This is a genomic window from Aurantiacibacter sp. MUD61 (assembly GCF_027912455.1).
In the GTDB taxonomy this organism is placed as follows: Bacteria; Pseudomonadota; Alphaproteobacteria; order Sphingomonadales; family Sphingomonadaceae; genus Alteraurantiacibacter.
In genome coordinates this window covers 1,460,533-1,486,849 of record NZ_CP115446.1, presented here as the reverse complement: position 1 = coordinate 1,486,849, position 26,317 = coordinate 1,460,533, and the positions used below count along the sequence as shown (strand labels likewise).

The following is a 26,317-nucleotide window of genomic DNA, read 5'->3' as shown; positions in this document are numbered from 1 at the left end:
GCTAACGCGAAATGGGGATTTAGCGATAGTCCCCGTTTTCCACAGGGAGTGTGCAATAAAAGTTGTCACCCCTGACTTGCGCGATTCCATCCAAAAGCCTCATGGTGCATTTGCGAGCCGCGTGAACATGCAGGGAACACCCTGCTGTTCCAGCTCGTAAATCTTGGCCACTTCGGCCGTTTTTGGAGACCATGACGAATGGCAGCACTTTTGACCATCAAACGCTTTTGCGAAGAATACAGTATCAGTCGCTCCACCGCCTACCGCCTGCGCGATAACGGCGATGTTCCGCACATCAAGATCGGGCGCGCAACGCGCATTCGGCGCGAGGATGCGGAACGCTGGTATGCATCGCTTTGCGAGCAATATGCCAATGACTGATCCGGCGGCAAAAGAGCAAAAGCGCCGATAAGGCTGGAACCCTTACCGACGCTCGCATCCTAAGGTTTCTCTCCATTGGATGCAGCTTTACTGCCAAAGGCTAAGCGGCCCGTCCACACAAAATGTGGACCGTGCCAAATAAGCGGGGCGGCTGGACCATCTGGAATAGTCGCCCTGCTCCACCACACGCGGTTGGTGCCGTGCTGTGTCTCTCTGTATCTTTGAAACTTGCGGCGGATCATTCCCCATTGTTCCAGCCAAATTCGCATTCCTTTCGCGATTTCATAGGCTTGCGCAACTGACTCCCGATCTGCCTATATTAGGGGCGTTTTCTTGCCACCAGCCGGACTACAGCGCGGCGGCGCGCGCAATCGGGCAGACCGCGAAAGCTGGCAGCTCAGCGAGCATCAATGCCGCATGGTTATCGACCGCAGCTTCGACGCTTGGGAAGCAGGGACTCCGATGAGCCGCTTTATCACGCTGGCGTGGGGGCTGGCAGAAATCGAGGCGGGCGACGCGGTGAAGGCAACCGGCGAATTTATCAAAATGGCGCGCGATTGGATGCGTCGGCATGGCCACCCGATGCCTTGGGTTTGGGTGCAGGAGCGCGGCAAGAGATTCGGCCAACACGCACATATCCTGTTGCACGTTCCAAAAGAGCTAGACCTGCTCTTCCGCCCGATGCCGCTGCGCTGGGCGAAGGCGATTGTGCGGCAAGGTTACGTCAAGGACACCGTGGACACCCAAAAGCTGGGCGAGGCCTATAGCGCCAATCCTGAGCTTTATCGGGCACGCTTAATGGGAAAGCTCCACTACATGCTGAAATGCACGCCAGCGAAGCTTGATGAGCCGCTGGGCATGATCGGCTGGGGGCACAAGCCATGGGGGCAATCCAGCCGCGTGATCGGCAAACGGGCGGGCGTGTGGCAAACCCGCAAAGCCTAGGGGTCGCCAAATCTCCAGACGCTTTGACCGGAAACCGATGCTGGCTAGCCTGCTGAATTGCTAATCCAGTTTTTCTCGCGCGCGAGATATTGTGCGCCATTGCATCCGCACGTTCCGAAAATGCGAATTTCACAATTGATTTAGGAAAATTTGGCCGAAGCGAATTGCGCACACAAAACTTGGGATATTGCCCCTCCACGCGAACAATAAGAGAACAAAAGGCTTGATTGAGCCGCTGAATGATGAGAAGTCAGTCCAAAATGTTAGTTGATCCTGAGAACTCAGCGCTTAGCCGCCCCATTGTCCCGATCTATGGGCAGGACGACCCCTGCCGTTTCAATTTCATTGATCTGTTTGCAGGCATCGGCGGCATTAGGATGGGTTTTGAAGCTATCGGCGGTCACTGCGCTTTTACATCCGAATGGAACACGTTCGCTCAGAAAACCTATGCGAGCAATTTCAGAGATAATCACCCGCCCGGCGGCGACATAACTAAAATTCCAACAAGCGAAATTCCGCCTCATGATGTCTTACTAGCGGGATTCCCTTGCCAGCCCTTCTCGATTGCCGGGGTTTCGAAAAAGAATGCTTTGGGCCGCAAGCACGGATTCGCCTGTGAAGCGCAGGGGACGCTATTTTTCGATGTAGCGCGCATTCTTGAGGCTAAGCGGCCTGCTGCTTTTCTGCTTGAGAACGTCAAGAATTTGGTCAGTCACGATAAGGGGCGGACGTTCGCGGTTATTCAGAAGACTCTTCGTGAGGAGCTTGGCTACCAGATCTTCTATAAAGTTATCGATGCGCAGCACTTCGTTCCTCAGCATCGCGAAAGAATTGTAATTGTTGGATTTCGCGAGCCAACTGCGTTTTCTTGGGAAGCACTAAAACTGCCAGAGAAAGGGACGCAGCGAATGTCGCAAATTCTTCATCCTGAGGATGGCTCTGAAAAACCGGAGGCGCACTATACTCTCGGACCCTTGGCTAAGGTGAGCGACAAATACACATTGTCTGACAAGCTTTGGAATTATTTGAAGGGGTATGCCGCAAAGCATCGCGCGAAAGGCAATGGATTCGGTTTCGGGCTGGTAGGGCCCGACGATGTGGCCAGAACGCTTTCTGCGCGATATTACAAGGATGGGTCGGAAATTCTCATCGATCAGGGGCCAAAGCGAAACCCCCGGCGTTTGACTCCGCGAGAGTGCGCGCGGCTTATGGGCTATCCGGACAACTTCACAATTCCGGTGTCTGATACGCAGGCTTATAAGCAATTTGGCAATTCTGTTGCGGTTCCTGTGTTCCGTGAGGTGGCACGCGCGATGCAGCCGCATATCGGAGCTGTGCTAACGGGACGCGCATCCTCGCAGGCTGCTTAATCTTGGCCGATGTCCATTCTGCGGTCGTTCGTTCGAAAAATATGTCGGCGGTGCGTCGCAGGGACACAAAACCTGAGCTTCTGATCAGGCGTAGACTGTTCGCTGAAGGGTTTCGCTATCGCTTAGATGTGCGGTCGCTGCCAGGCAGACCGGATATTGTTCTCACAAAATATAACGCGGCCATTTTCGTTCATGGCTGCTTCTGGCACCGCCATGATTGCGAACTCTTTCGTATGCCTGCAAGCCGAGCGGATTTTTGGCAACACAAGCTCACGAAAAATGTAGAGCGCGACCAGCGCAATGTCGCTGAGCTCAAAAGCCGAGCTTGGCGAGTGGGAGTTATCTGGGAATGCGCACTGCGTGGGAAGGGTCGGCTAGAATTCGAGAATCTGATTTCGGACCTCAAAACGTGGCTACTATCGAATGTGGCCGAGATCGAGATGCGGGGAAGATAGATGATCGAATGCTTAAAACAGCTGATTGATCTGATGCAAACGCACGGTGCCACCCGCTTCTATGCCAAGCGACTAGCTCCAAACGATAACTCAAAAAATCAGATATATCTCGGCGGAGATTTTTCCGCCCTCAATGTTCTACCACATGGTGAAATTTACACAGATGATGGGTCGCAGGGTGGCGGTCGGCGTGACCGCGCGAAAGCCTCTCTTGATTTCTGGTGGCTCAGCGCTGCGGGACTAGACCGAGCACCGCATGCGAATTTGATACTCTATCCGAAATACCCAGAGGTTCGCTTTTCCGGCTTTCTTAAGGGGTGCAAAAACTCTCCCTCCAAAATTCTGACAGTCCGTGATGAGGGCAGGGTTTTGGTTCTCGGAGTGGCCCCAGAAGGCAGAGTGTTGGGCTTTGCGGTCGAAGCCGATCACCCTATTGCGCGCGAGGTGCGCTTGTCTCAGTGGCAAATGATTGGTGTCTTTGACCTGCTCCCAGCCGGTAAGGAAAAGCGAACCTCCCGATCAATATTGTTGTCAGAACTGCGTCGCATTTACGAACTCAATTGGATCTTGTCTCAAAAGCTCGCACCCGACGGTACGAAACACCCGTATGCAGCACGTAACGGGGGAGGTTACACCTTGGAAGCAGAACTCGGGGTATCTCCGAACGGTTATGCTGAGCCCGATTTTTTGGGCTGGGAAATCAAGCAGTATGGCGTTGCAGACTTTAAATCGTTCCGGCCAAAGTCGCCTGTAACTCTCATGACCCCGGAGCCAACTGGCGGTTTGTATCGCGAAAAGGGGCCGGATACTTTCGTGATGAGCTACGGCTATCCTGATAAGAGCGGCAAGCCCGATCGCATGAACTTCGGAGGGGTCTACGCATGCGGCAAAACCTTTCATAAAGAGACTGGGCTACAGCTTGAGCTGGTCGGCTATGATAGTGAAAATGACAAAATTACAGATATGGATGGCGCAATTGCCCTCGTCTCGAATGAAGGCAAGCTGGCCGCGAGCTGGGCTTTCAAAAGTCTCATGAAGCACTGGAACCGAAAGCATGCGCAGGCAGCCTACGTTCCGTCACTTTATAAGCACCCGCCACCACAGTATTCCTACGGGCCAAAAGCCCTCCTCTGCGAGCGGACGGATTTCCTGATGTATTTAAAGGCTGTTTCGGCAGGGCTCGTTTACTATGATCCAGGCATCAAACTTGAGAAAGTTTCGACCCGAGCCCCCAAGCTGAAGCGACGGAGCCAGTTTAGGGTAAAACACTCAGAGCTTCATGGTCTTTATGAAGAGACCGTAACTGAGAATTTGCTTTGATGGGCGGTTTCGGATCAGGGCGGCAATATGGGCAGCCGACGGCGGACGCATCGCGCAAGGTCGATCTGGCGTGGATGATGCGCAAGGGCTTGGCAGTCGAGGGACGTGATCTTTCCGGCAGCATCCATTTCACATGCGGCGATAGTCCGGCTGGGAGTATTTCCTATCGAGCCGAGATGAAGTGCGAAGGCCGTGAACGCATGATCTTAAGCTACACGCGCGGCGAAGGCGAAGATCGGGAATCCGTCGAGCAGATAATCCCCCTCACTTTCACCCGCCCGCATTTCGGCGGCAAACGCTGGTGGATGATCTGCCCCTATCGCGGGCACCGCGTCGGCAAGCTCTATCTGCCTTTAAGCGGGGACCGCTTCGCATCTCGAAAGGCTTGGCGGCTGGGCTATCATTCGCAGCGCGTAAATCAACGGGATCGAGCTTTCGAGGCGCTCTTCCGATTGCAGAAGCGTTTAGGATGCACACAAGGATGGGAGCAACCCATACGCCGCCCCAAAGGTATGCATCGGCGAACCTATGCGCGGCTGGAAGAGGAATACTGGCGATTGGACGCGCTGTGCGCGGTGGAAATGATGCGCTTGATCGGCCTCATGCGTGCCAAGTAGCAGCACATTTTTCTGGTGGTAAAGCTGCACCACTGGGGGCACTTTTGGGGGCACTTGGGCGAGCGCTTGAAAAACTATCAAATTAAATCAAAGAACTAAAGTCTGTATGCGGGTCACGTAAGCGCACCATCTCTTTCCCTAGGACATCGTCGGTCTATCGGTTCGAAGTGCTTTCGGCCGGTCGCATCGTTGGGCCCTTTTCAGGAAGCCTTGGGGATGATTTCCCAGCGGTTACCGAAACTATCTGCCTTTCGCCTGAGAATGGGCCGGAAGCGGACCGTCCGCTCTTGGCCTCACTTTAGGCAAAACACATCCTCGGCCCCATAAGTCGGTGTGGGACGTTACCAGTACATGACCTTATACCATACGCGCACAGGACGCGGAAAACCCCTCCTCCTGGTCCATGGACTGGGGGCGACCTGCGGCTCGTGGGACACGATCTCGCCTGCGCTTTCTCAAGTCAGGGAGGTAATTGCCGTGGACCTGCCCGGCCACGGGCAGACACCCGAAGAGGCGGACAGCGGTACGTTCGACGGACTTGCGCGCAGTCTGGACGATTGGCTCGGCGCGGAGAATCTCACAGGTATCGATATGGTCGGCAGCTCGCTGGGTGCTCGCCTGGTGCTCGAAATGGCGCGGCGCGGCCGAGCGGGCGCGGTTGTCGCATTGGATCCGGGAGGCTTCTGGCAGGGGTGGGAGCGCACTTTCTTCAAGACCACCATAACGCCATCGGTTGCACTGGTTCGCGCACTGCGACCGGCGCTTTCTGCCATCACCGGAAATGTCGCAGGCCGGACCGCGCTCATGGCCCAGCTCTCTGCAAGGCCGTGGGCACTCGACGGGGCATTCGTCGCGCGCGAACTGAAGTCACTGGCGGATACAAGTACCGTCAATTCGCTAGTGAGGGACCTCGCCAATGGCGCAATGCAGGGTGGCCCTGCGGACACGGCTGCGCCGGTCGTCATCGGCTGGGGACGCAAAGATCGGCTGTGTCTACCGCAGCAGGCGGATCGCGCGATGAAAGCCTTCCCTGAGGCGACGCTGCACTGGTTCGAGCGTAGCGGTCACTTCCCGATGTGGGATCAGCCAGAAGAAACCGTCCGCGTGATTCTTGATGCAACGAGCAATTCGGAATCGAAATAATAGTGCAACTGGGTGCTTAGCAAATCGAGGGCCTAAGCAGGGGCTAATCCCATTGAAAGGTCATTTGTTGGGCCGTTTTCGGTCGGTCTGCTTAAGAACCCAAAAGGCAGGAAAGCCGACATTTGGCCACCGACCCGGTTGTGGAAATTGGCTAAGTATCAATTCTCGTCGTCAAAACGCGCTTCCATATTCGTGAAATGCTGATCATCGCCAAAACCCGCGCCGAGGTCATAAAGGTAGAGAGTGACTGGGCAGTTTTGACTCTCTGCCCATTTTACTGCCTCGGACACTGAAACAGCTTCAAGCGCCTCGTAGTCCACTATAACTTTTGGGTCGCTTTCGGGCGCTTGATCGGCATCAGCGCACGAATTGTCGTGCTCGGTTGCCTCAACGATCGCGTTGACTTCACGCCACCGATAGGGCCGCTTGCGCTTGTCGATTACGTTCCAAAGCATAAGAGCGGACTAACTCTTCGCCGGGCGAACGGCAACGACTGCTTCCCACCCCAATTGCAGACGGTAAGCTATCGCAGAGTTGCCTCCAATAACGGAAATTCGCGGCGGATGATTTGGTCGCCGTCCAATATTCAAAAGTGAAATGGTGGGCGACAATTTGCTAGCCGCGACCGAGCCGGTGTGTTTTCTGCCGCAGAATGTCAGCGTTGCTAGGCAGCGAATTTGGGATGTGTTTGCGAAAGAGTGCAAGTACAAGCCGAGTGCCCCGCTCACCCGATGATGAGTATGCCCTTTTCAAGACGCCTCTCATCGGTTCGTGATGATGGGGTCACCTGTTCGAGTCATGTGAGCGGCACCTTTTTTTTGATCACAGCGAAAAGCCGAACCATCAGCTCTGCCGCCTTAGGCATCGGTCTGGTCCAGGCGATCGTCCCTGACGCGCATCAGGTTTTCCTGGGCGACTGTCGCCACAAGACGCCCCTTGTTGTCGAAGAAGTGCCCCTTGCTCAGGCCGCGTGCGGCACCGGACCATGGGCTCTCGCCGGCGTAGAGATGCCATTGGCTGAAATCGGGTGTCTTGTGGAACCAGATCGCGTGATCGAGACTGGCGATCTGGATGCCCTTCTCACCCGGCCGTATGCCATGGGGCAGCAGCGCGTTGCGGAGGAACAGCATATCTGAGGCATAGGCCATGGCGGGGCGCTGCATCGCCTCTGAAAGGCCCTCAGGCTGGCGTATGCGCATCCAGCAGCTGGAACTCGGCGATCGCGCGGCATTGCCGAAAGTGCCTTCGACATCCACCGGGACGGCCTCGATCGGTCGAGAGGAGAGGCGGCCGATAATCGGCAGCGCGTCGAAATCCTCTTGTTTCGCTCGCCAGCTATCAAGCGTCCTTTGCGCGGTGTCGACATCGGGCACTTCCGGCATCGCGGCAGCATGGTGCAGGCCGGGCTCGGATATTTGTGAGGACGCGGTCATCGTGAGGATTTGCCGATCGCCCTGCACCGCGTCGATCCTGCGCGTGCCGAAGCTGCGCCCTTCGGCAAGCGTCGTGACTGTGTAGGAGATCGGCTGGTCGGCCGCTCCAGGCTTCATGAAATAGGCGTGCAATGAATGCACATGGCGATCATCGTGATCGTCCAGCGTTGCCGCCATGACAGCCTGCGCCAGCGCATGACCGCCGAACATCCGCTTTCCGATGCCCGGCCCCGGCGCGCCCACCCAGCTATGCTCGCTCTCGCGGCTGAGTGACAGCATGTCATGGAAGGTGGTCATGCAATCCCCTGCTGGTGCAATCGCCTGAGACGAAAAAGGGCCGGGAAAATCCCGGCCCTCCCCCTGTCCGTGATTGCCAATCTGGTGCTTTAGAAGCGACCGCGAACGGTGACGCCATAGGTGCGCGGCTCTGCCAGATAGGCAGAATAGGTCTGCTGCGGCGCGACAAACGGGGTGTTGAAGGCGACCTGCGTGTAATCGACATCGAACACATTGTTCGCCCACAGTTCGACCGACCAAGCGCGATCCGGACCGACGAGGCCGACCCGGCCATTCACAAGAATGAAGGCATTCTGCTCCTTGCCGAAGAGCAAGTCCGAACCCGTGTTGTAATCGTCGCTCACGCGGGCATTGACGAAGAACAGGCCCGACATTCCCGAATTGCCGATCGGCGGCGTCCAGGTCAGCGAGCTGGTCGCGGTGAATTCGGGCGCGTTCGACAGATTGTCGCCCGGCAGCAGGCGCAGCGCCGGATCGAGCGGAGCACCCGTATCGTTGCCGATCAGATTGTCCTGATAGGTGGTGTTGGCATAGGTAATGCCGAAAGTACCTACCAGATCGGGGATGGGAGAAATCGTGGTTTCGATTTCGATGCCTTCCGCTACCACACCCGGCTCCACATCGTCTGGCGAGCAGGCTCCGGTCGTGGCGCTGGCGTCACGATCGGCTCCATTGAGATCGGCACCGCATGCATTGACGTTCTGCACCAGAAAGACCGAACCGTTGAAGGTGTTCAACTGGAAGTTGGTGAATTCCTGACGGAACGCGGCGACACTGATCGAGAGCGGACGCGTCGAATACTTGAAACCGAGCTCGTATGCGTCAACCGTTTCCTCTTCGAACTGCAGGCTAGTGGGATCCAGCGCATTCACGTTGAACGTAACAGGATTCGACAGTGCCGAACGGTCGAGGTTGAAACCGCCAGCCTTATAGCCGCGCGAATAGCTGGCGTAGAACAGGAGGTCCGGGTTTGGCTGCCATGACAGCACGGCCGTACCGGTGAATTCATCCTCATCCCGCGTATCGGAAAGCGAAACGCCGTCCAGCTCCGAAGTGCTATTGCCCTGGCAGGACAATGCGAGAAGGCCTCCTGCCAGTGGAGCCAGTGCCTGCACCTGCAGCAGCGGTGACAGCAAAGCGCGGTTGGCCGGGCAGAAGGTGTTGTCATTACCGAATGTTGCGGAGAAATCCTTCGTCTCATTCGTGTAGCGCAGGCCGAGTGTCAGATCGATCGTGTCGGTGATGTGGACGATATTATGCGTGAAGAGCGCGAAGTTGTCGCTCTGCTGGTCATACACATCGCCGGTGCCGCCAAGATCGCGGACCTGTGCCAGATTATTGATACCGGCGATAATCAGGGGAGTTGCCGGGCCGAATGCAGGTGCGCCAATCGTGCCATCGAGAAATGCGATAGCCGGACCGAAGCAATTGTCGGCCGAAGGATTCGCCAGCGCCGGGTTGATCGCCAGTGCGATGCGGCAATTGGCAAAGGTACCGTAATCTTCACCGAAGCGAAGGTTGTCTTGCGACCGCAGGCTCTCGCTCGCATAATAACCGCCGACAAGCCAATCCAGCCGGTCATCGAACAGGGAACCGTTGAGACGGATTTCCTGCGTGAAGGTTTCGAACGCACGCGCGCCGCCGAATTCGTTCGGCGCACGATAGATGAGGTCGACAGTCGTATAGTCCGTGTCCGACCCCTGAAAGTTCGAATATTCGCGGTAGCCGGTGATCGATGTCAGCGTGGTGGTGCCGAAGGTCCAGTTGAGTTCACCGGAGATACCGTAATCCTCGGTCTCACCCTGGTAAGAGCGGCCAGCCGTCGGGTAGATATCGCGGTTGAAGGTGTCCTGCGACAAGGCGCGCGGGTCCTGTCCGAGGCCCAGCAGGATCGGAACGATCGGATTCGATGTGCTCGTCAGCGCAGGCGCAGCCGGCTCCGGACGGGTGAATTGATCGAGTCCCGGGCTCACGCGCGCCAATGGCGCGAAGGCGGTCTGCACGAAAGTTGCCGCACAGCATGCTTCATCCTTGAAGGAATAATCGGCCACGAGGCGGAACGAGATGTCCGCCGTCGGCTCGAACAAAGCCTGTGCGCGGACGAGGTAACGGTCGCGATTGTTTACATCGGTGCCATTGGTGACATCGTTGTAAAAACCGTCACGCTCGAAATACACGCCGTCCACGCGTGCAGCGATGGTATCGCCGATCGGGACGTTGATCCCGCCTTCGATGCGCATCGCGTCATAATTGCCGTAGGTAAAGGCACCATAGCCGCTGAAATCGAATTCCGGCGGCGCGGTGTAGATATTGATGAGGCCGGCAGTCGAGTTGCGTCCGCCAAGCGTGCCCTGTGGGCCGCGCAGGATTTCCACCCGGTCAATCGGGCCGAGCTCCGACAGGGCATTACCCGAACGTGAGCGATATACGCCATCGATGAACACGGCGACCGAGCTTTCGAGGCCGGCATTATCACCCACCGTACCGATGCCGCGAATACGTGCAGAGCCGTTCGCTTCGTTACCGGTCGAGGAGACCAGCAATGAAGGTGCAACCTGGTTCAGCTCGCGAATGTCGGTCGTGCCCGAGCGTTCGAGCAGCTCGCCTGAAACCGCGGACACCGCAATCGGCACGTCGGCCAGCGACTGCGTACGGCCCTGCGCCGTGACCACGATAGTATAGGGGTCGACTTGACCAGGACCATCCGGCTCCTGCTCATCATTGACATCACCACCTTCGGCAAGATCATCCTGCCCGGTGGGTGCCTGCTGCGCAGCGGCCATTGTGGGGAAACCCAACAGTGCAACAGCAAGTGCACCACGGGCGATGGAATTACGGATAACCGACTTCATAGCTCTCTCCCAGCTCAATCGTTTTTCTGTGAAGAGTATGCCCTGCGCGCTGGAGTGCGAATTTTCGCTCCACGGTCTCTTGCGGACCTTGTTTTACGCGGTGACAATCTCCCTTCCTTGATGTGTATTCTGCGTTCTTCTGTGTCGTTAAGCAAGCAATTTGAACATACGGTATCTTTATGTGACCTTTTTGCACTGCCGCCCTCTCAGGCGTGGCTTTTCTCGAGCGCGGAATAGATCAGCGTCTTGAGCTGGCGGCGGATGGGATAGACGGTGGATCGGTAAAGCTGCGTCATGAAAACCATGCTGATCCGCTCCACCGGATCGACGAAGAAGGCCGTGGAATAGGCACCGCCCCAATAAAACTCGCCGCGACTGGCCGGCATCAGCGTGCGCGCCGGATCGGTGACGACGGCAAAGCCCAGGCCGAATCCGGTGCCGGCATTGCTCGCTTCCGAAAACAGCGCATCGCTCATTTCGGTGAGGTCCGCTCCGCCCGGAAGATGATTCGCGGTCATCAGGTCGAGCGTCTTGGGCGCGATGATTCGCGCGCCATCGAGCTGGCCCTTGCCCAGCAGCATCGCACAAAAGCGATGGTAATCGGCGATCGTGCTGACGAGCCCTCCGCCGCCGCTGTGAAAACCCGCAGGCTTGAAATGCGTGCTCTGTTCGCCCGGCTCGACCAGCATGGGCTTGCCACCGGGATTGTACGCGTAGCTATCGACCAGGCGCGCGCGGTGCTCCTCGGCGAGGTCGAAACCGGTTTCGTCCATGCCAAGCGGGGCGAAGATATGCTCGCGAAAATAGTCGCCGAGCTTGTTTCCCGTCAGTCGCTCGATCGCAACGCCGAGAACGTCGGTCGCGACCGAGTAATTCCACCGTTCACCCGGCGCATGCTGCAGCGGCAGCTTTGCAAGTGTCGCAATATAATCGTCCAATGATCCATCGCGGGGAAGATCGATTTTCGCGTCGCGGTAGGCGGCATCGACATTGGTCCGGTTCTGCAGGCCATATGTCAGTCCCGACATATGCGTCAGCAGGTCCACAAAGCGAATGGGGCGCGCAGGGGCGACAGGCCTGAACGGCACCGCCCCGCCGCCACCGGCATAGACACCCAGCGACGCAAACTCGGGAAGGATCGTGGCGACCGGATCTTCCAGCGCGACCTTACATTGCTCGACCAGCTGCATGAAAGCGATCGAGGTGACGGGCTTGGTCATCGAGGCGATGCGGAACAGCGCATTCTCCGGCAGATCGCCGCGCCCTTCTCCAAGCTTTCCAGCAGTGGTGTGGTACACCGGCGCTCCATCACGGGCGACCAGAAGCTCGGCATTCGGAAGGCGGCCCGCATCGACATAGGCCTCGCGCAAGAACGCTCCAATCCGTTCGAGCCGGCTTGCGTTGAAGCCCTTCTCCCCCGGATCGACCATGCCTTCCATACCGTGCAACCTCTCCATACCCGTTATTCCGGGCCTTACCATATCGCCGTTTTGATTGAGTGCAATAGCCTCATACCCAATATTCAGTTTTAGTATCAGCGCTTGCACAGCTAAGTGCGTTTCGGTTAGCCTGGGGAGCGAGGAGAGAGAATGCCAATGACTGATTCTGCCACGACTTCCGCAAGCGAAGCGGGCTGGACACCGCCTGCCGGATGGCCCGCGATGAGCCGCGCGAAAGTGCTCGAATTGCTGACGGCACCCGGACAGCCCTTCGAAATGGTAACCGTCCAGATCGATGGCCGCTCTGTCCGTGCGTGGAAGAATGCCCCGCCATCGCTGCGCGCCATTGCAGAGCTCGCCCGCACCCATGGCGATGCGACCTATGCCGTCTATGAAGGCGAGCGCGCATCGTTCGCCGATTTCTTTCGCGCAGTAGCGGCGCTTGCCAACCATCTGCATGAGAGCGGTATCGCCAAGGGAGACCGCGTCGCGCTGGCCATGCGCAATTTGCCCGAATGGCCGGTGGCGTTCTTCGCCATCACATCGATCGGAGCAATCTGCGTCCCGCTCAACGCGTGGTGGACTGCGGAGGAATTGTCCTTCGCGCTTGAGGACTCAGGCAGCAAAGCGGTCATCTGCGATGGAGAGCGCTGGGAACGCATCGCCCCTGCCTGCGAGAAGCTGGATCATTTGCAGACGTGTATCGTCTCGCGCTGCGACGATAGGGCGAGTGGCGGAGAGCGGCTTGAAGATATCATCGGAGCGCCTGACAGCTGGTCTAAATTGCCAGAGAGAGAATTGCCCCCGGTCGAAATCGCACCCGACGATGAAGCGACAATCTTCTACACCAGCGGCACGACCGGAAAACCGAAGGGATCGCTGGGTACCCACCGCAATATCTGCACCAATGTCTTGAGCAGCAAATACAACCTCGCCTGCGCCCCGCTTCGGCGCGGTGAAATGCCGCCCGAGCCGGTGCCGAAAACCGTGTTGCTGGTCATTCCCCTGTTCCACGTCACCGCCTGTTCGGCGGCCATGGTCGGATATATTTTCAGCGGCCACACGACCGTCTTCATGCATCACTGGGATACGGAAGAAGCCTTCCGCCTGATCGAACGCGAGAAGATCAACCTGACCGGCGGGGTCCCCACGATCGCGTGGCAATTGATCGAAAATCCCGCGCGCAAGAACTACGATCTCAGCAGCCTTGAAATGATCGGCTATGGCGGCGCGCCTGCTGCACCGGAACTGGTGCGCCAGATTGCCGACAAATTTGGCGCTGCACCCAGCAATGGCTGGGGCATGACCGAAACCATGGCCACGGTCACCGGCCACGCGGCAGAGGATTATCTCAACCGCCCGGACAGTTGCGGCCCGCCTGTCGCGGTGGCCGATCTGAAGATCATGTCCGCGGATGGCAGCGCGGAATTGCCTACGGGCGAAGTGGGCGAACTCTATGCCTATGGCCCGATGGTCGCGAAGGGTTACTGGAACAGGCCCGATGCGACGGCAGAGACTTTCGTCGGCGGCTGGGTGCGCACAGGCGATCTGGCGAAGCTGGACGATGAAGGCTTTTGCTACATCGTCGACCGGGCGAAGGACATGGTCATCCGCGGCGGCGAGAACATCTATTCCTCCGAAGTCGAAAACGTCCTCTACGAACATCCTGCCGTGACCGACGCTGCCGTCGTCGGCCTGCCGCACAAGCAATTGGGAGAGGAACCGGCAGCCGTGGTGCACCTGGCCCATGGCGAAAGCGCGAGCGAGGAAGAGTTGCAGCAATGGGTTGCTGCCCGCCTCGCCCATTTCAAAGTACCGGTCCGGATCCTCTTCACCGAAGAGACTTTGCCGCGCAACGCCAATGGCAAGATCCTGAAGAAAGACTTGCCAGCGCTGTTCTGACCGCCAGCGGTCCTAATCGAAGGTGATGACAGACCGGGCGATCTGCCCGGTCTTCATTTCCTCGAACGCCTCGTTCACATCACCCAGCGCGATGCGGCGGGAGATCAACTCATCCAGCTTCAGCTTTCCGGCCATGTAGAAATCGACCAGGCGCGGGATGTCGACGGGGAACTGGTTCGATCCCATCATCGATCCGCGCAGCTGCTTTTCCTGCAATAGCTCGTAACCGTTGATCTGCACTTTCTGGCCGACCGGAATCATGCCGATCACCGTGGCAATGCCGCGGCGGCGCAGCATGCGGAAAGCGTCGGATGCGGTGTCCGCGCGGCCGATGGCTTCGAAGGCGTGATCGACCCCGCCATTGGTCAGGCCAAGCACCTTCTTCCAGACATCGCCTTCCGACGCGTCGATAAAATCGGTCGCTCCGAAGGCGCGGGCTAGCTGCTCTTTTCCGGCGACCATGTCGATGGCGATGATGCGCCCCGCCCCGGCAATCTGCGCGGCATTGATAGTGGCGAGGCCCACCCCGCCACAACCGATAACGGCGACACTTTGCCCGGGACGGACCTCTGCGGTGCGCACGACCGAGCCATAGGCCGTGATCGTGGCGCAGCCGAGCAAAGCGGCCCGGTCCAGCGGCATGTCCTCACGGATCTTCACGCAGGCATTCTCATGCACCAGCAATTGTTCGGCAAAGGCCGACAGATTGAGGAATTGCGACATGGGCACATCGCTGCTGCCGAGCCGGGGCTCCTCATCCTTCGCGCGGCTGACATCGGGTTCGTTGCACAGCGACAAATGCCCGCCGACGCAGAATTCGCAATGTCCGCAGAAGGCGGAGATGCAGGTCACCACGTGATCGCCGGGCTTTACCGTGCGCACTTCGCTGCCGACCTGTTCCACCACACCGGCGCATTCGTGGCCGAGCACGGTGGGCATGGGCGTGGGATAGTGGCCTTCAACAAAGTGCAGGTCCGAATGGCACACGCCTGTCGCCGCAGCGCGGATCAGGACTTCATGGGGACCGGGCTTGGAAATGGCCACGTCTTCGATCTGAAGGGGGGCGCCGACTTTGCGCAAGACTGCTGCTTTCACACTTACTCTCCGCAAGGATTTGAATTGTGCACGCAAGGTCGCGAAAAATGCACCCTTTGCCAAGCACCAATTTGCATTTTCCGAAAAATGCGTATGTAGACAAGCGGCGCATTTACGTGCAGTCTTGGCGCAATTCGAACAGACGGTGCCGAAAGGCAGGAGAGGCTAAAAGTGGATTTCGACCTGAGCGATCGGCAACGCGCGATGCGCGACCGGGTGAAGAGCTTCATCGACGAGAAAATTCGCCCCCGCGCAGGCGATTACAAGGCGGCAGCGAAGGCGGCGGACGATGCCGGTGACCGCTGGCAGCCCAACCCCGTGATCGAGGAATTGAAGCCCGTTGCGCGCGAATCGGGACTGTGGAACCTGTTCATGCCGCCGCATTCCGGACAGGAGCATGTAGACGACTCGTTCGAGTTCGATGGAGAACAGCTTTCGAATCTTGAGTATGCTCTTTGCGCCGAGGAAATGGGCCGCGTTTACTGGGCCAGCGAAGTGTTCAATTGCTCCGCTCCCGACACCGGCAATATGGAAGTGCTCTATCGTTACGGTACGCGAGAGCAGAAGGATCGCTGGCTGACCCCGCTGATGAACGGCGAAATCCGCAGCGCTTTCCTGATGACAGAGCCCGATGTCGCCTCTTCCGATGCGACCAATATCCAGGCCAGCATCATCAAGGACGGCAACGAGTGGGTGCTGAACGGCCGCAAATGGTGGTCCAGCGGCGCAGGCGATCCGCGCTGCAAGGTGGCCATCGTCATGGGCAAGTCCGACCCCGATGGCTCGCGCCACGGCAGCCAGTCGATGATCCTGCTACCGATGGATACTGAAGGCGTGACGATCGAGCGTATGCTCAGCGTCTATGGCTACGACCACGCCCCGCACGGCCACGCGGAGATCAGCCTCGACAATGTGCGCCTGCCGGCGGATGCCATCCTGCTGGGCGAAGGGCGCGGTTTCGAAATCGCGCAGGGCCGCCTTGGCCCGGGGCGCATCCATCACTGCATGCGCACGATCGGCGTGGCGGAAGAAGCGCTGGAGGCCATGTGTCGCCGCCTCACCAGCCGCGTCGCTTTCGGCAAGTTCATCTACCAGCAGAGCGTGTGGGAAGAGCGCGTGGCGCGCGCCCGCATCGATATCGAGATGAGCCGCCTCCTGTGCCTGAAGGCCGCCGATATGATGGACCGCGCAGGCAACAAGGCCGCGAAGAACGAGATCGCGATGATCAAGGTGCAGGCGCCCAACATGGCGCTCAGCATCCTCGATGATGCCATCCAGGCGCATGGCGGCGGCGGTGTGAGTTCGGATCACGAGCTTGCCGCGACCTGGGCCAGCATCCGCACCTTGCGCTTTGCCGACGGGCCGGACGAGGTCCACAACCGCGCCATCGCTCGCAATGAATTTTCCAAATACACCGACCTGAAAGCGAAGCCGGGCGAACCGCGCAGCAACACGCCTTCAGGCGCAGGAGCAAACGCATGACACGTGAAGCCGCCATCGTTTCCACCGCCCGCACGCCCATCGGAAAGGCGCATCGCGGTGCTTTCAACGCCACCATGCCCGATGTGCTGAACGCGCATGTGATCGACGCCGCGCTGGACCGCGCCGGTGTGGATCCGGAACGCGTGCAGGATCTCTATTGGGGCTGCGGCAACCAGTATGGCCCGCAATTCTATAATCTCGGCCGCATGAGCGTGTTCGGCAGCAAATTGCCGCAAAGCGTTCCGGCGATGACGCTCGATCGCAAGTGTGCATCCGGCCTCACCACCGTGGCACTTGCCGCGCGCAGCATCATGGCGGGCGACGCCGATGTGCTGGTAGCGGGCGGCGGCGAATCCATCTCGCTCACCATGGTGCCCGGCATCGTGGGCGAGAACTGGAAGTCACCCAATGTGCTCGAGCACGAGCCCGACGCTTATATGGCGATGATCGAGACCGCCGAGATCGTGGCCGACCGCTACAACGTCTCGCGTGAAGCGCAGGACCACTTCGCCGCGACAAGCCAGCAACGCGCTGCTGCCGCGACCGAGGCCGGTCGGCTCGCCGATGAAATCGTGCCGCTGGAAACCGAAAAGGTGATCCGCGCCAAGGACGGCAGCGAGACAGGCCGCGAAACGGTGACGCTCGAAGCCGACGAAGGCATCCGCCCCGGGACGACCTATGAAGCTCTCGCGGGCCTCAACCCGGTTTTCAAGGACGGCGCGAAGGTCAAGGAAGGCCGGCACATCACCGCAGGAAATGCGAGCCAGCTTTCGGACGGCGCGGCGGCACAGGTGCTGATGGACCGCGCGACCGCGGAGGCTGAAGGGCGCGACGTGCTCGGCGTGTTCCGTGGCTTTGCTGCAGCAGGCTGCGCGCCTGACGAAATGGGGATCGGCCCCGTCTTCGCCATTCCCAAACTGCTCGACCGCGCAGGCCTGTCGGTCGGCGACATCGGCCTGTGGGAAATCAACGAAGCCTTTGCCAGCCAGGCGCTGTATTGCCGCGACCATCTCGGCATCGATCCCGAAAAGCTCAACGTGAACGGCGGCGCCATCGCCATCGGCCACCCCTTCGCCATGACCGGATCGCGCCTCGTCGGCAGTGTACTGCTGGAAGCACGCCGCCGCGGCGAACGCTATGCCGTCGTCTCCATGTGCGTCGCCGGCGGCATGGGCGCTGCCGGCCTGTTCGAAATTTCTGCCTAATTTTTTTGCGTAAGCGAGAGAAACAATGAACCTCGAATATACTCCCGAAGAAGAAGCCTTCCGCGAGGAAGTCCGCGCGTTCCTGAAGGAAAAGCTGCCCAAGCGGCTGTCCGACAAGGTGCGCACCGGCAAGCGGCTGACCAAGGCCGACATGGAGGAATGGCACGCCATCCTCAACGAACAAGGCTGGCTCGCGCCGCACTGGCCGGAAAAATACGGCGGCACCGACTGGACGGTGATGCAGAAGTTCATCTTCGAGACCGAGACCGCCACCACGCATGCCCCGCGCATCGTACCTTTCGGCCTTTCGATGCTCGCCCCCGTGCTGATCAAATACGGCACCGAAGAGCAGTGCGAGCACTATCTTCCGCGCATTCTCGATGGCACCGACTGGTGGTGCCAGGGCTATTCGGAGCCGGGTGCAGGGTCCGACCTTGCCAGTCTCAAGACCAGCGCAGTGCGCGAAGGCGATCACTACATCGTCAATGGCCAGAAGACGTGGACCACGCTGGGCCAGCATGCCGACTGGATCTTCTGCCTCGTGCGGACGGACAATACCGGCAAGAAGCAGGAGGGCATTTCCTTCCTGCTGATCGACATGGACAGCCCGGGCATCGAAGTCCGGCCGATCAAGCTGCTCGATGGCGATGAGGAAGTGAACGAGGTATTCTTCACCGATGTGAAAGTGCCGGTCGAAAACCTTGTCGGCGAAGAGAACAAGGGCTGGACCTACGCCAAGTACCTGCTGACCTATGAGCGCACCAATATCGCCGGGATCGGCGCTTCGATGGCCGCTCTCGAGCAATTGAAGGAAATCGCGCGCACGACCGAGAAGAACGGCACCAAGCTGATCCATGAGCCGCTGTTCGCGCAGCGTCTGGCGAAGCTGGAAATCGATCTCGAAAACATGAAGACCACGAACCTTCGCGTGCTCGATTCGGCGGGCAAGGGAGGCGCGCCCGTGGCGGAAAGTTCCATGCTGAAAATCCGCGGCACCGAAATCCGGCAGGAAATCGGCAGCCTGATGCGCCGCGCGGCAGGGCGCTACGCCCAGCCCTTCGTCAGCGAGAGCCTCGACGAAGGATACAACGGCGCGCCCATCGGGCCGGAATGGGTCGGCCCGGTCTCATCCGACTATTTCAACCACCGCAAACTCTCGATCTTCGGCGGCTCCAATGAAGTGCAGCGCGAGATCATCACCAAGGCTATTCTGGAGCTCTGAGTCATGGATTTTTCAATCGGCGACGACCGGCAGATGCTGGCGGACACGATGTCGCGTTTCCTCGCGAAGGAATTCGGCTGGGAAAAGCGGCTCAAAACTATCGAGACCGATGACGGCTTCGATCGCGATGTCTGGAACCAGATGGCCGAGCTCGGCGTGCTGGGCGCGCTTTTTAGCGAAGATGCGGGCGGCTTTGGCGGCAGCGCATTCGATATCGGCACCGTCTTCGGTGAAGTCGGGCGCGCGATTGCGACGGGCCCCTTCCTTGGCACGCTGATGGCCGGGCGCTTGCTCGCGGCAGCTGGCGAGCACGAGGTGCTGGAAGGCGTGATCTCGGGCGAGAAGCTGGTCACGTTCGCACATGAGCCGGCTTACGATGCGGAGACCGGAAAGACCTCCGATGCCACAGCATCGGGATCGGGCGATACCTCAACGCTCGACGGCGCGAAGGGCGTGGTCGAGTACCTCGGCGCAGCGGATTTGATCGTCGTGACGGCGGGAGACAAGGCGTATTTCGTCGACGCTTCAGCAGGCGGCGTCGAGAAGGTGGACTACAAGATGGTCGATGGCGGTTCGGGCGGCGAGCTTCGCCTGTCCGGCGCTTCGGCCAAAGAACTGTCCGGTGTGGACGGCGCGGCGATTGCGGAAACTGTGGCGGCGGGCATTGTCGGCCTGACCTGGGAAAGCGTCGCCATCATGGACCAGCTGAAAGACCAGACGCTGGAATACATGCGCACGCGCAAGCAGTTCGGCGTTCCCATCGGCAAATTCCAGGCCCTGCAGCACCGCATGGCGACGCTCGCGCTGGAAATCGAACAGGCGCGTTCTGCCGCGATCAACACGGCGGCGTATTTCGACAAGCCGGAGCGGGACCAATATTGCGCAGCGGGCAAATATACATGCGCCCGCGTCGGCTCACTGGCGGCGGAGGAAGCCATCCAGATCCATGGCGGCATCGGCATGACGTGGGAGTTGCCGCTCTCGCATTATGCCAAGCGCATGGTGATGCTCGGTCACATCCTCGGCGACGAGGACGAGCACCTGCAACGCTATATTGAACTGATGCGCGCCGCCTAAGCTGGGTAAGTATCGGCAAGGACTCGCTTGAGGACCTTGCCGATGCTGCTGCGCGGTAGCTCGTCCACGGCGACGATATCGCTGATACGCTGGGTTTTGCCGAGGCGCTCGTTCACGCGCGCCAGCACGGCCTCGAGGTCGGCACTATTGTGCAGCACCACGAATGCGACCGGCGTTTCGCCCCATTGTTCTGACGGTATGCCGACCACGGAGGCTTCGGCGATTTCGGGCTCGGCGATGAGCTCGGCTTCAAGGTCGGACGGGTAGATATTGAACCCGCCCGAAATGATCACATCCTTCGCGCGGCCCACCAGTTCGAGGAACCCGTCCGCGTCGAAACGCCCCAGATCGCCGTGCCGGATGAAGCGGCGACCGTCTTCACTGTACCATTCGGCATCGCGCGTCGCTTCGGGCCGGTTGTGATAGCCGCGCATCATTCCGCCCGAATGGCCGACGACTTCGCCTATTTCGCCGCGTTCGACTTCGTTTCCGTCGGCATCGATGAGGCGGATGTCGTGGCCTTCCGCGGGTTGGCCGACGGTGTGCAGCTTGTCGGGGAATTCGTCGGCGAAGAGCAGGCAGGTGCCTCCGCCTTCGGTCATGCCGTAGATTTCAACAAGCTTGCCGGGCCAGCGCGAAAGCACTTCGGCCTTGCGTTCGACTGAGAAGGGCGCGGAGGTGCTGGTCTTCACGCGGTAGGTGGACAGGTCGTGATCGTCGAAGCCGGGATAGGCCATCAGCCGATCATATTGCACCGGGACCAGCGCGGCGTGGGTCACGCGCTCACTTTCGGACAGGCGGCAGAATTCGCCCGCATCGAATTTGGGCATCAGCACCACGCGCCCGCCGCCTGCGAGAGCGGGCAGGAATGCGACCAGCGTCGTGTTGGAATAGAGCGGCGTCGAAATCAGAGTCGTCGCGGTCCGGTCGTAACCGAAGGCAGACGCGCGCTCGATATGCGCGGCGCGCATGGCGTGGTCCTGGACGATACCCTTGGGCGTGCCAGTGGTGCCGGAAGAATAGATAAGGTTGAAGGCGTCGCCCGGCGCTATCGTTACAGGTGTCGGCGCGCTGCTGTCCGGGCCGAGCCAGTCTTCGAGCTGCGAGAACGGCACGAGTTTGACTTTGCCCAGCGAAACATCGCCAAGCTCGGCAATCGCCTCATCGTCTGCGAACAGAATCCGCGCGCCGCAATCGGACACCATCGCTGCAAGAGCTGCCGGGGTGGCCGAGGATGTCAGCGGAGCGGCGACCGCGCCGATCGCGACCGCGGCGCAAAAGGCGGCGGCATAGGGAATGCTGTTGCGCCCCAGAATGGCAACCGCCTCGCCTCGGGTGACGCCGTCTCGCTGCAGACCTGCGCCGATGCGATCTATCAGCGCGCCGAATTCCACCCAGTTAAGCGAGCGCTCCGCATCCATGATGCATGGCGCGTCCGGTATTTCCGCGGCATGGCGGGCCAGCACGGTGCCGAAATCTGCGAAGTTGTCCGGCACGCCCCGCTTCAATACCCTTCGAGCACCGCAAGCCGGTTCGCATGGAAATCGGCATCGCCGTATAGCTCTGCCAGCACGCGCTGGCGCTTCATGAAGAAGCCGACATCGTATTCGTCGGTCATGCCGATGCCGCCATGCATCTGCACCGCCTCTCGCACGGCGAGTGAGCTTGCCATGCCGGCCATCGCCTTGGCAACGGAAACGTCGCGGTCAGCATCCTCGCTTCCGCTATCGAGCGATTGCTGCGCTTTCAGCACTGCGGCGCGAGCGACTTCCATTTCGGAGTAGAGATGCGCGGCGCGGTGCTGCAGCGCCTGATAGCTCCCGATGGTCTTGCCGAACTGCTTGCGCTGCTTGAGATAGTCGAGCGTCATCGCGCTCGCGCCTTCTGCCACGCCGACCATTTCTGACGATACGCCGGCGCGCACGGCGTTGAGCACGCGGGTCAGCACGGATCGGCCGTCATCGACCTCACCGATGACCGTACTGCCATCGATCTCCACGCCATCGAATTCCACGCGCGCGGCGAAGCTGCTGTCCGCCAACCGCTCGGCATTCACGGTCACACCTGCATGCGAGCGGGGCACTGCAAACAGCGTCACGCCGTCGTCGTCGCTCTCACTGCCGGATGTGCGCGCAGAGACCAGCAACATATCGGCCTCATGCCCGAACGGCACGAATTGCTTGGCGCCTGACAGGCGGAAGCCATTGCCATGCCTCTCTGCCTTGCACGCGATGCGCTGCGGGCGATGGCGCGCCGCTTCGTCCAATGCGAGCGCGGCGACGGTCTCGCCCGAGACGATGCCTGGAAGGTATTGCTGCTTCAAAGCCGCGTCGGCTCCGCGCAGTGCTTCGACCGCGCCGATGGCGGTGCCGATGAAGGGCGAAGGTGTCAGATTGCGTCCGATCTCTTCGAGCACGATGCCCGCTTCGACATGACCCATGCCGAGCCCGCCATCGGCCTCGTCCACCAGCACGCCGGTGAAGCCCATTTCGCCGAATTCGCGCCACAGCTCACGGCTGAAGCCCGCCGGATCGTCCGCATCGCGTAGTTTCCGCAAATGCGAGACAGGCGCCTTTTCCGCCATGAAGGGGCGGACGGTGTCGGCGAGCGTCTCCTGGTCGTCGTCTAGGAACAGCGGCATGTCAGGCCTCCGGCAATTCGAGGATGCGCTTGGCAACGATGTTGAGCTGGATTTCGCTTGTCCCGCCTTCGATGGAATTGGCCTTGGTGCGCAGCCAAGCGCGCGCCGCCTTCCCTCCGCCTGAGCCTTCGCTGTCCCATTCCAGCGCATCGCTGCCGCCAGCCGCCATGAACAGCTCGTGCCGATCCTTGTTCAGCTCGGTGCCATAATATTTCATCATACTCGGCTGAGCGGGATGGATTTTGCCTGCCTTCAACCGGTCCATGAACCGTTCGCTCATGGCAGCAAAGGCGTGGCTGCGGACTTCATACATGGCGATGCGGGCGCGCAGGACGGGATCGTCGAGGCGCCCGTGTTCGTCCTTCCCGATCTTACCCAGCGCATAGTCGGAGAGCGACGGTCCTTGCGAGCGACCACCCATGCCGGAGATCATCTCCCGCTCATGGCCGAGCAGGTATTTGGCGACGCTCCAGCCCTGGTTGATCTCGCCGAGTACCTGATCCTTGGGCACTTTCACATCGTCGAAAAAGGTCTCGCAGAATGGCGAGTTGCCGCTGATCAGCAGGATCGGCTTGGTCGAGACGCCTTCCGATTCCATGTCGAACAGCAGGAAGGTGATGCCTCCCTGCTTGGTCGACGTATCGGTCCGCGTCAGGCAGAAAATCCAGTCGGCCTGATCGGCATAGCTGGTCCACACTTTCTGCCCGTTGACGAGGAAGTGATCGCCCTTGTCCTCCGCACTGGTGGCGAGACTGGCGAGGTCGGAGCCTGCATTGGGCTCGCTATATCCTTGGCACCAACGGATTTCACCGCGGGCGATCTTGGGCAGATGTTCGTGCTTCTGCTCTTCGGTGCCGTATTTCAGCAGCGCCGGACCGAGCATCGAAATTCCAAAGCTTTCGAGCGGCTTTCGGCAGCCGAGCGCAGCCATTTCCTGCCGCAGCACCTTGGTTTCGGCAGGCGACAATCCGCCCCCGCCATATTCCTTCGGCCAGTCGGGCACGGTCCAACCGCGCTCGCCCATGACTTTCAGCCATTGCTTCTGCGCTTCGCTCTGAAAGGTGAAATTGCGCCCGCCCCAGCACACGTCCTTTTCGGATGTCATTGGCGTGCGCATTTCGGGCGGGCAATTCGCCTCAAGCCAGCGCCGCGTCTCGGCGCGGAAGGTGTCGAGATCTTCAGCCATTGAAGCGTTCGCCCTTGCCGGCCTTGTCGCGCAGCAGCTGGCTCGGCTCCATGCCGTGTTTCTCCAGCCCCGCCAGCACAGTATCGAGACCGGTCGTATCAGCCCAGAACATCGGCCCGCCGGTGTAGGGCGGCCAGCCGTAGCCGTTGACCCAGACCGTATCGATGTCGCTCGCGCGCTGGGCGATGCCCTCCTCCAGGATCAGCGCGCCCTCATTGACCATCGGGTAGAGCAGGCGCTCGCGGATTTCTTCGTCCGAGATATCACGCTGCTCCTTGCCGCTCTTGGCAGCGAAGTCGGCGATCACCTGATTGACTTCATCCGAAGGCGTGCGCTGGCGGTTCTCGTCGTAATCGTAAAAACCCTTGCCGGTTTTCTGGCCGCGACGGCCGCGCTCGCACAGCACTTCGCGCACATCGCGGCTGGCGGTCTTGTCCGGGTCCCAGCCGATGTCGAGGCCGGCAAGGTCGGCCATCTGGAACGGCCCCATCGGAAAGCCGAAATCGGTCAGCACCTTGTCGACTTGAGCCGGAAGCGCGCCTTCCATCAGCAGCGCATTGGCCTGTTCCTGCCGCTTGGCGAGCATGCGGTTGCCGATGAAGCCGTGGCATACGCCGGAAACGACCGCGACCTTGCCGATCTTCTTGGCGAGGTCCATCGCCGTTGCCATCACCTGCGGGCTGGTCTTGTCACCGCGCACGACTTCCAGCAGCCGCATGATATTGGCGGGCGAGAAGAAGTGCAGGCCCAGCACCTGCTCGGGACGGCTGGTGCAGGCGGCAATTTCATTCACATCGAGATAGCTGGTGTTGGACGCCATGATAGCATCGGGCTTGCAGATTTTATCCAGCTTACCGAACACGTCCTTCTTGATCTCCATCAGTTCGAAAACGGCCTCGATCACGAGGTCGCAATCGGCGAAATCCTGGTAATCGAGCGAAGTGGTGAGGTGGCCCATGGCCTTCTCCACCTGCTCCGGTGTCATTCGGCCCTTGCGCGCGGTGGCGTCGTAATTTTTGCGGATGATGCCCACACCGCGGTCGAGGGCATCCTGCTCCCGCTCCACGATGGTCACATCATATCCGGCGGAAAGGAAATTCATCGCGATGCCGCCGCCCATCGTGCCTGCCCCGATGATGCCGACCTTCCTGATCGGGAGGGGCTGCACATCCTTGGGAAGACCGTCGATCTTGCCCGCCTGACGTTCGGCAAAAAAGACGTGGCGCAGCGCCTTCGACTGGTCGCCCATCACCAGTTCCATGAAGAATTCACGCTCCTTGGCGATGCCTTCTTCATAGGGCAGCTCGGTAGAAAGCTTCACCGCCTCGATACATTTCTGCGGCGCTTCGAGACCCTTCAGGCGGCGACCGTGCTTCGCGCGGAATGCATCGAACACACCCGGATCGTGGCTGTCGATCTTGTCGGTGCGCTGGCTGGAGACGGGGTGGCTGTCACGCCCAGCCATTTCGCGAGCGAAGGCGATGGCTTCTTCGCGCAGGTTTTCGGGTGCGACGATCTTGTCGACCAGGCCGATTTCCTCCGCCTTTTTCGCGGAAATGGGATTGCCGGTCACAATAATTGGGAGCGCCTCTTCCACACCGACGACGCGTGGCAGGCGCTGCGTGCCGCCGGCGCCCGGAAGGATGCCAATCTTGACTTCGGGCAGGCCGATCTTGGCCTGCGGCACGGCGATCCGGTAATTGCAGCCAAGCGCAATTTCGCATCCGCCGCCCAGCGCCGTGCCGTTCAGCGCGATGACCACCGGTTTGGCGAGATCTTCGATGCTGTCGATCAGTTCGGGCAGGCTGGGATGAACGAGCGGCTTACCGAATTCGGTAATGTCCGCACCGCCTGAAAACATGCGGCCCTCCGCCCGGATCACGACAGCCTTTACGCTATCATCACCGGCAGCTTCCTCGACGGCAGCAGCCATGGCGTTGCGCACTTCGGTGCTGAAGGCGTTGACCGGCGGATTGTCGAGCGTGACGACAAGGACTTCGCCATCGCGGCTGGTGGTGACTTTGGACATGCTGGCTCCCATTCAATCGTGTGCGTCCCGCCACCGTCAATCGATGGCACGACTCCGTTTCTGAGACGGACCTATTACATACCGTGTTTTCAGACAAGGTGCATTGAGGTGTCGCAAAGGCAGGCATCGGATCGGAAGCACGGCCGATCCCAGGAACGTGCAGATCAGGCCGGCGCTGGCACGGCCTTGTCCCTTGCTGTCCTTTCCCTGCCCCTTGCTGCACCTG

Annotated in this window: 21 protein-coding genes; 12 read left to right on the top strand and 9 right to left on the bottom strand. The window is 59.8% G+C overall.

Annotation, left to right across the window (positions count from 1 at the left end; all coding sequences use genetic code 11):
• Positions 1–198 precede the first annotated feature (198 nt).
• From O2N64_RS07150 to O2N64_RS07120, 7 genes are all read left to right on the top strand, one after another.
• Positions 199–381, top strand: coding sequence for a helix-turn-helix domain-containing protein (locus O2N64_RS07150; protein ID WP_271076937.1), 183 nt, complete (start codon positions 199–201; stop codon positions 379–381).
• Between the two features lie 333 nt (positions 382–714).
• The gene (locus tag O2N64_RS07145) at positions 715–1,326 is read left to right on the top strand and encodes a rolling circle replication-associated protein (RefSeq protein ID WP_271076936.1); all 612 of its coding nucleotides are present in this window, start codon (positions 715–717) and stop codon (positions 1,324–1,326) included.
• Between the two features lie 239 nt (positions 1,327–1,565).
• A complete protein-coding gene (dcm, locus tag O2N64_RS07140; protein ID WP_271079587.1) occupies positions 1,566–2,696 on the top strand; it encodes a DNA (cytosine-5-)-methyltransferase in 1,131 nt (376 codons plus the stop codon).
• A gap of 2 nt (positions 2,697–2,698) precedes the next feature.
• Entirely contained in the window at positions 2,699–3,151 is a 453-nt protein-coding gene (locus O2N64_RS07135) for a very short patch repair endonuclease (RefSeq protein WP_271079586.1), read from the top strand.
• A complete protein-coding gene (locus O2N64_RS07130) occupies positions 3,152–4,471 on the top strand; it encodes an MvaI/BcnI family restriction endonuclease (protein WP_271079585.1) in 1,320 nt (439 codons plus the stop codon).
• Positions 4,471–5,088: a hypothetical protein gene (locus O2N64_RS07125; protein WP_271079584.1), complete on the top strand. Its 618-nt coding sequence runs from the start codon at positions 4,471–4,473 to the stop codon at positions 5,086–5,088. The genes O2N64_RS07130 and O2N64_RS07125 overlap by 1 nt, the downstream gene beginning before the upstream one ends.
• Before the next feature lie 351 nt (positions 5,089–5,439).
• Positions 5,440–6,231, top strand: a complete 792-nt coding sequence (locus tag O2N64_RS07120; RefSeq protein ID WP_271079583.1) for an alpha/beta fold hydrolase — start codon at positions 5,440–5,442, stop codon at positions 6,229–6,231.
• Positions 6,232–6,389: 158 nt separating this feature from the next.
• On the opposite strand, the gene O2N64_RS07115 is transcribed toward O2N64_RS07120, so the two are convergent.
• The 4 genes from O2N64_RS07115 to O2N64_RS07100 form a co-directional block, all read right to left on the bottom strand.
• Complete coding sequence (locus tag O2N64_RS07115; protein WP_271079582.1) at positions 6,390–6,686, bottom strand: hypothetical protein; 297 nt, start codon at positions 6,684–6,686, stop codon at positions 6,390–6,392.
• A 402-nt stretch (positions 6,687–7,088) separates the two neighbouring features.
• Positions 7,089–7,961 carry an acyl-CoA thioesterase gene (locus tag O2N64_RS07110; protein ID WP_271079581.1) on the bottom strand — a complete coding sequence of 291 codons (873 nt, stop codon included), beginning with the start codon at positions 7,959–7,961 and terminating at the stop codon, positions 7,089–7,091.
• Positions 7,962–8,050: 89 nt separating this feature from the next.
• On the bottom strand, positions 8,051–10,813 hold the full coding sequence (locus tag O2N64_RS07105; protein ID WP_271079580.1) for a TonB-dependent receptor: 2,763 nt from the start codon (positions 10,811–10,813) through the stop codon (positions 8,051–8,053).
• Positions 10,814–11,019: 206 nt separating this feature from the next.
• A complete protein-coding gene (locus tag O2N64_RS07100; protein WP_271079579.1) occupies positions 11,020–12,270 on the bottom strand; it encodes a serine hydrolase domain-containing protein in 1,251 nt (416 codons plus the stop codon).
• Between the two features lie 138 nt (positions 12,271–12,408).
• On the opposite strand from O2N64_RS07100, the gene O2N64_RS07095 reads away from it, so the two are divergent.
• A complete protein-coding gene (locus O2N64_RS07095) occupies positions 12,409–14,154 on the top strand; it encodes a class I adenylate-forming enzyme family protein (protein ID WP_271079578.1) in 1,746 nt (581 codons plus the stop codon).
• A 12-nt stretch (positions 14,155–14,166) separates the two neighbouring features.
• On the opposite strand, the gene O2N64_RS07090 is transcribed toward O2N64_RS07095, so the two are convergent.
• Positions 14,167–15,198: a Zn-dependent alcohol dehydrogenase gene (locus O2N64_RS07090; protein ID WP_333781580.1), complete on the bottom strand. Its 1,032-nt coding sequence runs from the start codon at positions 15,196–15,198 to the stop codon at positions 14,167–14,169.
• A 222-nt stretch (positions 15,199–15,420) separates the two neighbouring features.
• Here O2N64_RS07090 and O2N64_RS07085 point away from each other — a divergent pair, with 222 nt between their 5' ends.
• The 4 genes from O2N64_RS07085 to O2N64_RS07070 are packed head-to-tail and all read left to right on the top strand — an operon-like array spanning position 15,421 to position 20,235.
• Positions 15,421–16,731, top strand: a complete 1,311-nt coding sequence (locus tag O2N64_RS07085) for an acyl-CoA dehydrogenase family protein (protein WP_271079576.1) — start codon at positions 15,421–15,423, stop codon at positions 16,729–16,731.
• Positions 16,728–17,936 (top strand): thiolase family protein, encoded by a 1,209-nt coding sequence (locus O2N64_RS07080; RefSeq protein ID WP_271079575.1) that lies wholly within the window; start codon positions 16,728–16,730, stop codon positions 17,934–17,936. The genes O2N64_RS07085 and O2N64_RS07080 overlap by 4 nt, the downstream gene beginning before the upstream one ends.
• Positions 17,937–17,961: 25 nt before the next feature.
• Positions 17,962–19,158 (top strand): acyl-CoA dehydrogenase family protein, encoded by a 1,197-nt coding sequence (locus tag O2N64_RS07075; protein ID WP_271079574.1) that lies wholly within the window; start codon positions 17,962–17,964, stop codon positions 19,156–19,158.
• Between the two features lie 3 nt (positions 19,159–19,161).
• The gene (locus O2N64_RS07070; RefSeq protein WP_271079573.1) at positions 19,162–20,235 is read left to right on the top strand and encodes an acyl-CoA dehydrogenase family protein; all 1,074 of its coding nucleotides are present in this window, start codon (positions 19,162–19,164) and stop codon (positions 20,233–20,235) included.
• Here the strand turns inward: O2N64_RS07070 and O2N64_RS07065 are convergent.
• The 4 genes from O2N64_RS07065 to O2N64_RS07050 are packed head-to-tail and all read right to left on the bottom strand — an operon-like array spanning position 20,232 to position 26,091.
• Positions 20,232–21,731 carry a class I adenylate-forming enzyme family protein gene (locus O2N64_RS07065; RefSeq protein WP_271079572.1) on the bottom strand — a complete coding sequence of 500 codons (1,500 nt, stop codon included), beginning with the start codon at positions 21,729–21,731 and terminating at the stop codon, positions 20,232–20,234. The genes O2N64_RS07070 and O2N64_RS07065 overlap by 4 nt on opposite strands.
• An 8-nt stretch (positions 21,732–21,739) precedes the next feature.
• Positions 21,740–22,876, bottom strand: coding sequence for an acyl-CoA dehydrogenase family protein (locus O2N64_RS07060; protein WP_271079571.1), 1,137 nt, complete (start codon positions 22,874–22,876; stop codon positions 21,740–21,742).
• 1 nt (position 22,877) lies between these two features.
• A complete protein-coding gene (locus O2N64_RS07055; RefSeq protein WP_271079570.1) occupies positions 22,878–24,062 on the bottom strand; it encodes an acyl-CoA dehydrogenase family protein in 1,185 nt (394 codons plus the stop codon).
• Positions 24,055–26,091: a 3-hydroxyacyl-CoA dehydrogenase NAD-binding domain-containing protein gene (locus O2N64_RS07050; protein ID WP_271079569.1), complete on the bottom strand. Its 2,037-nt coding sequence runs from the start codon at positions 26,089–26,091 to the stop codon at positions 24,055–24,057. Before O2N64_RS07050 ends, O2N64_RS07055 begins: the two co-directional genes overlap by 8 nt.
• Between the last annotated feature and the right edge of the window lie 226 nt (positions 26,092–26,317).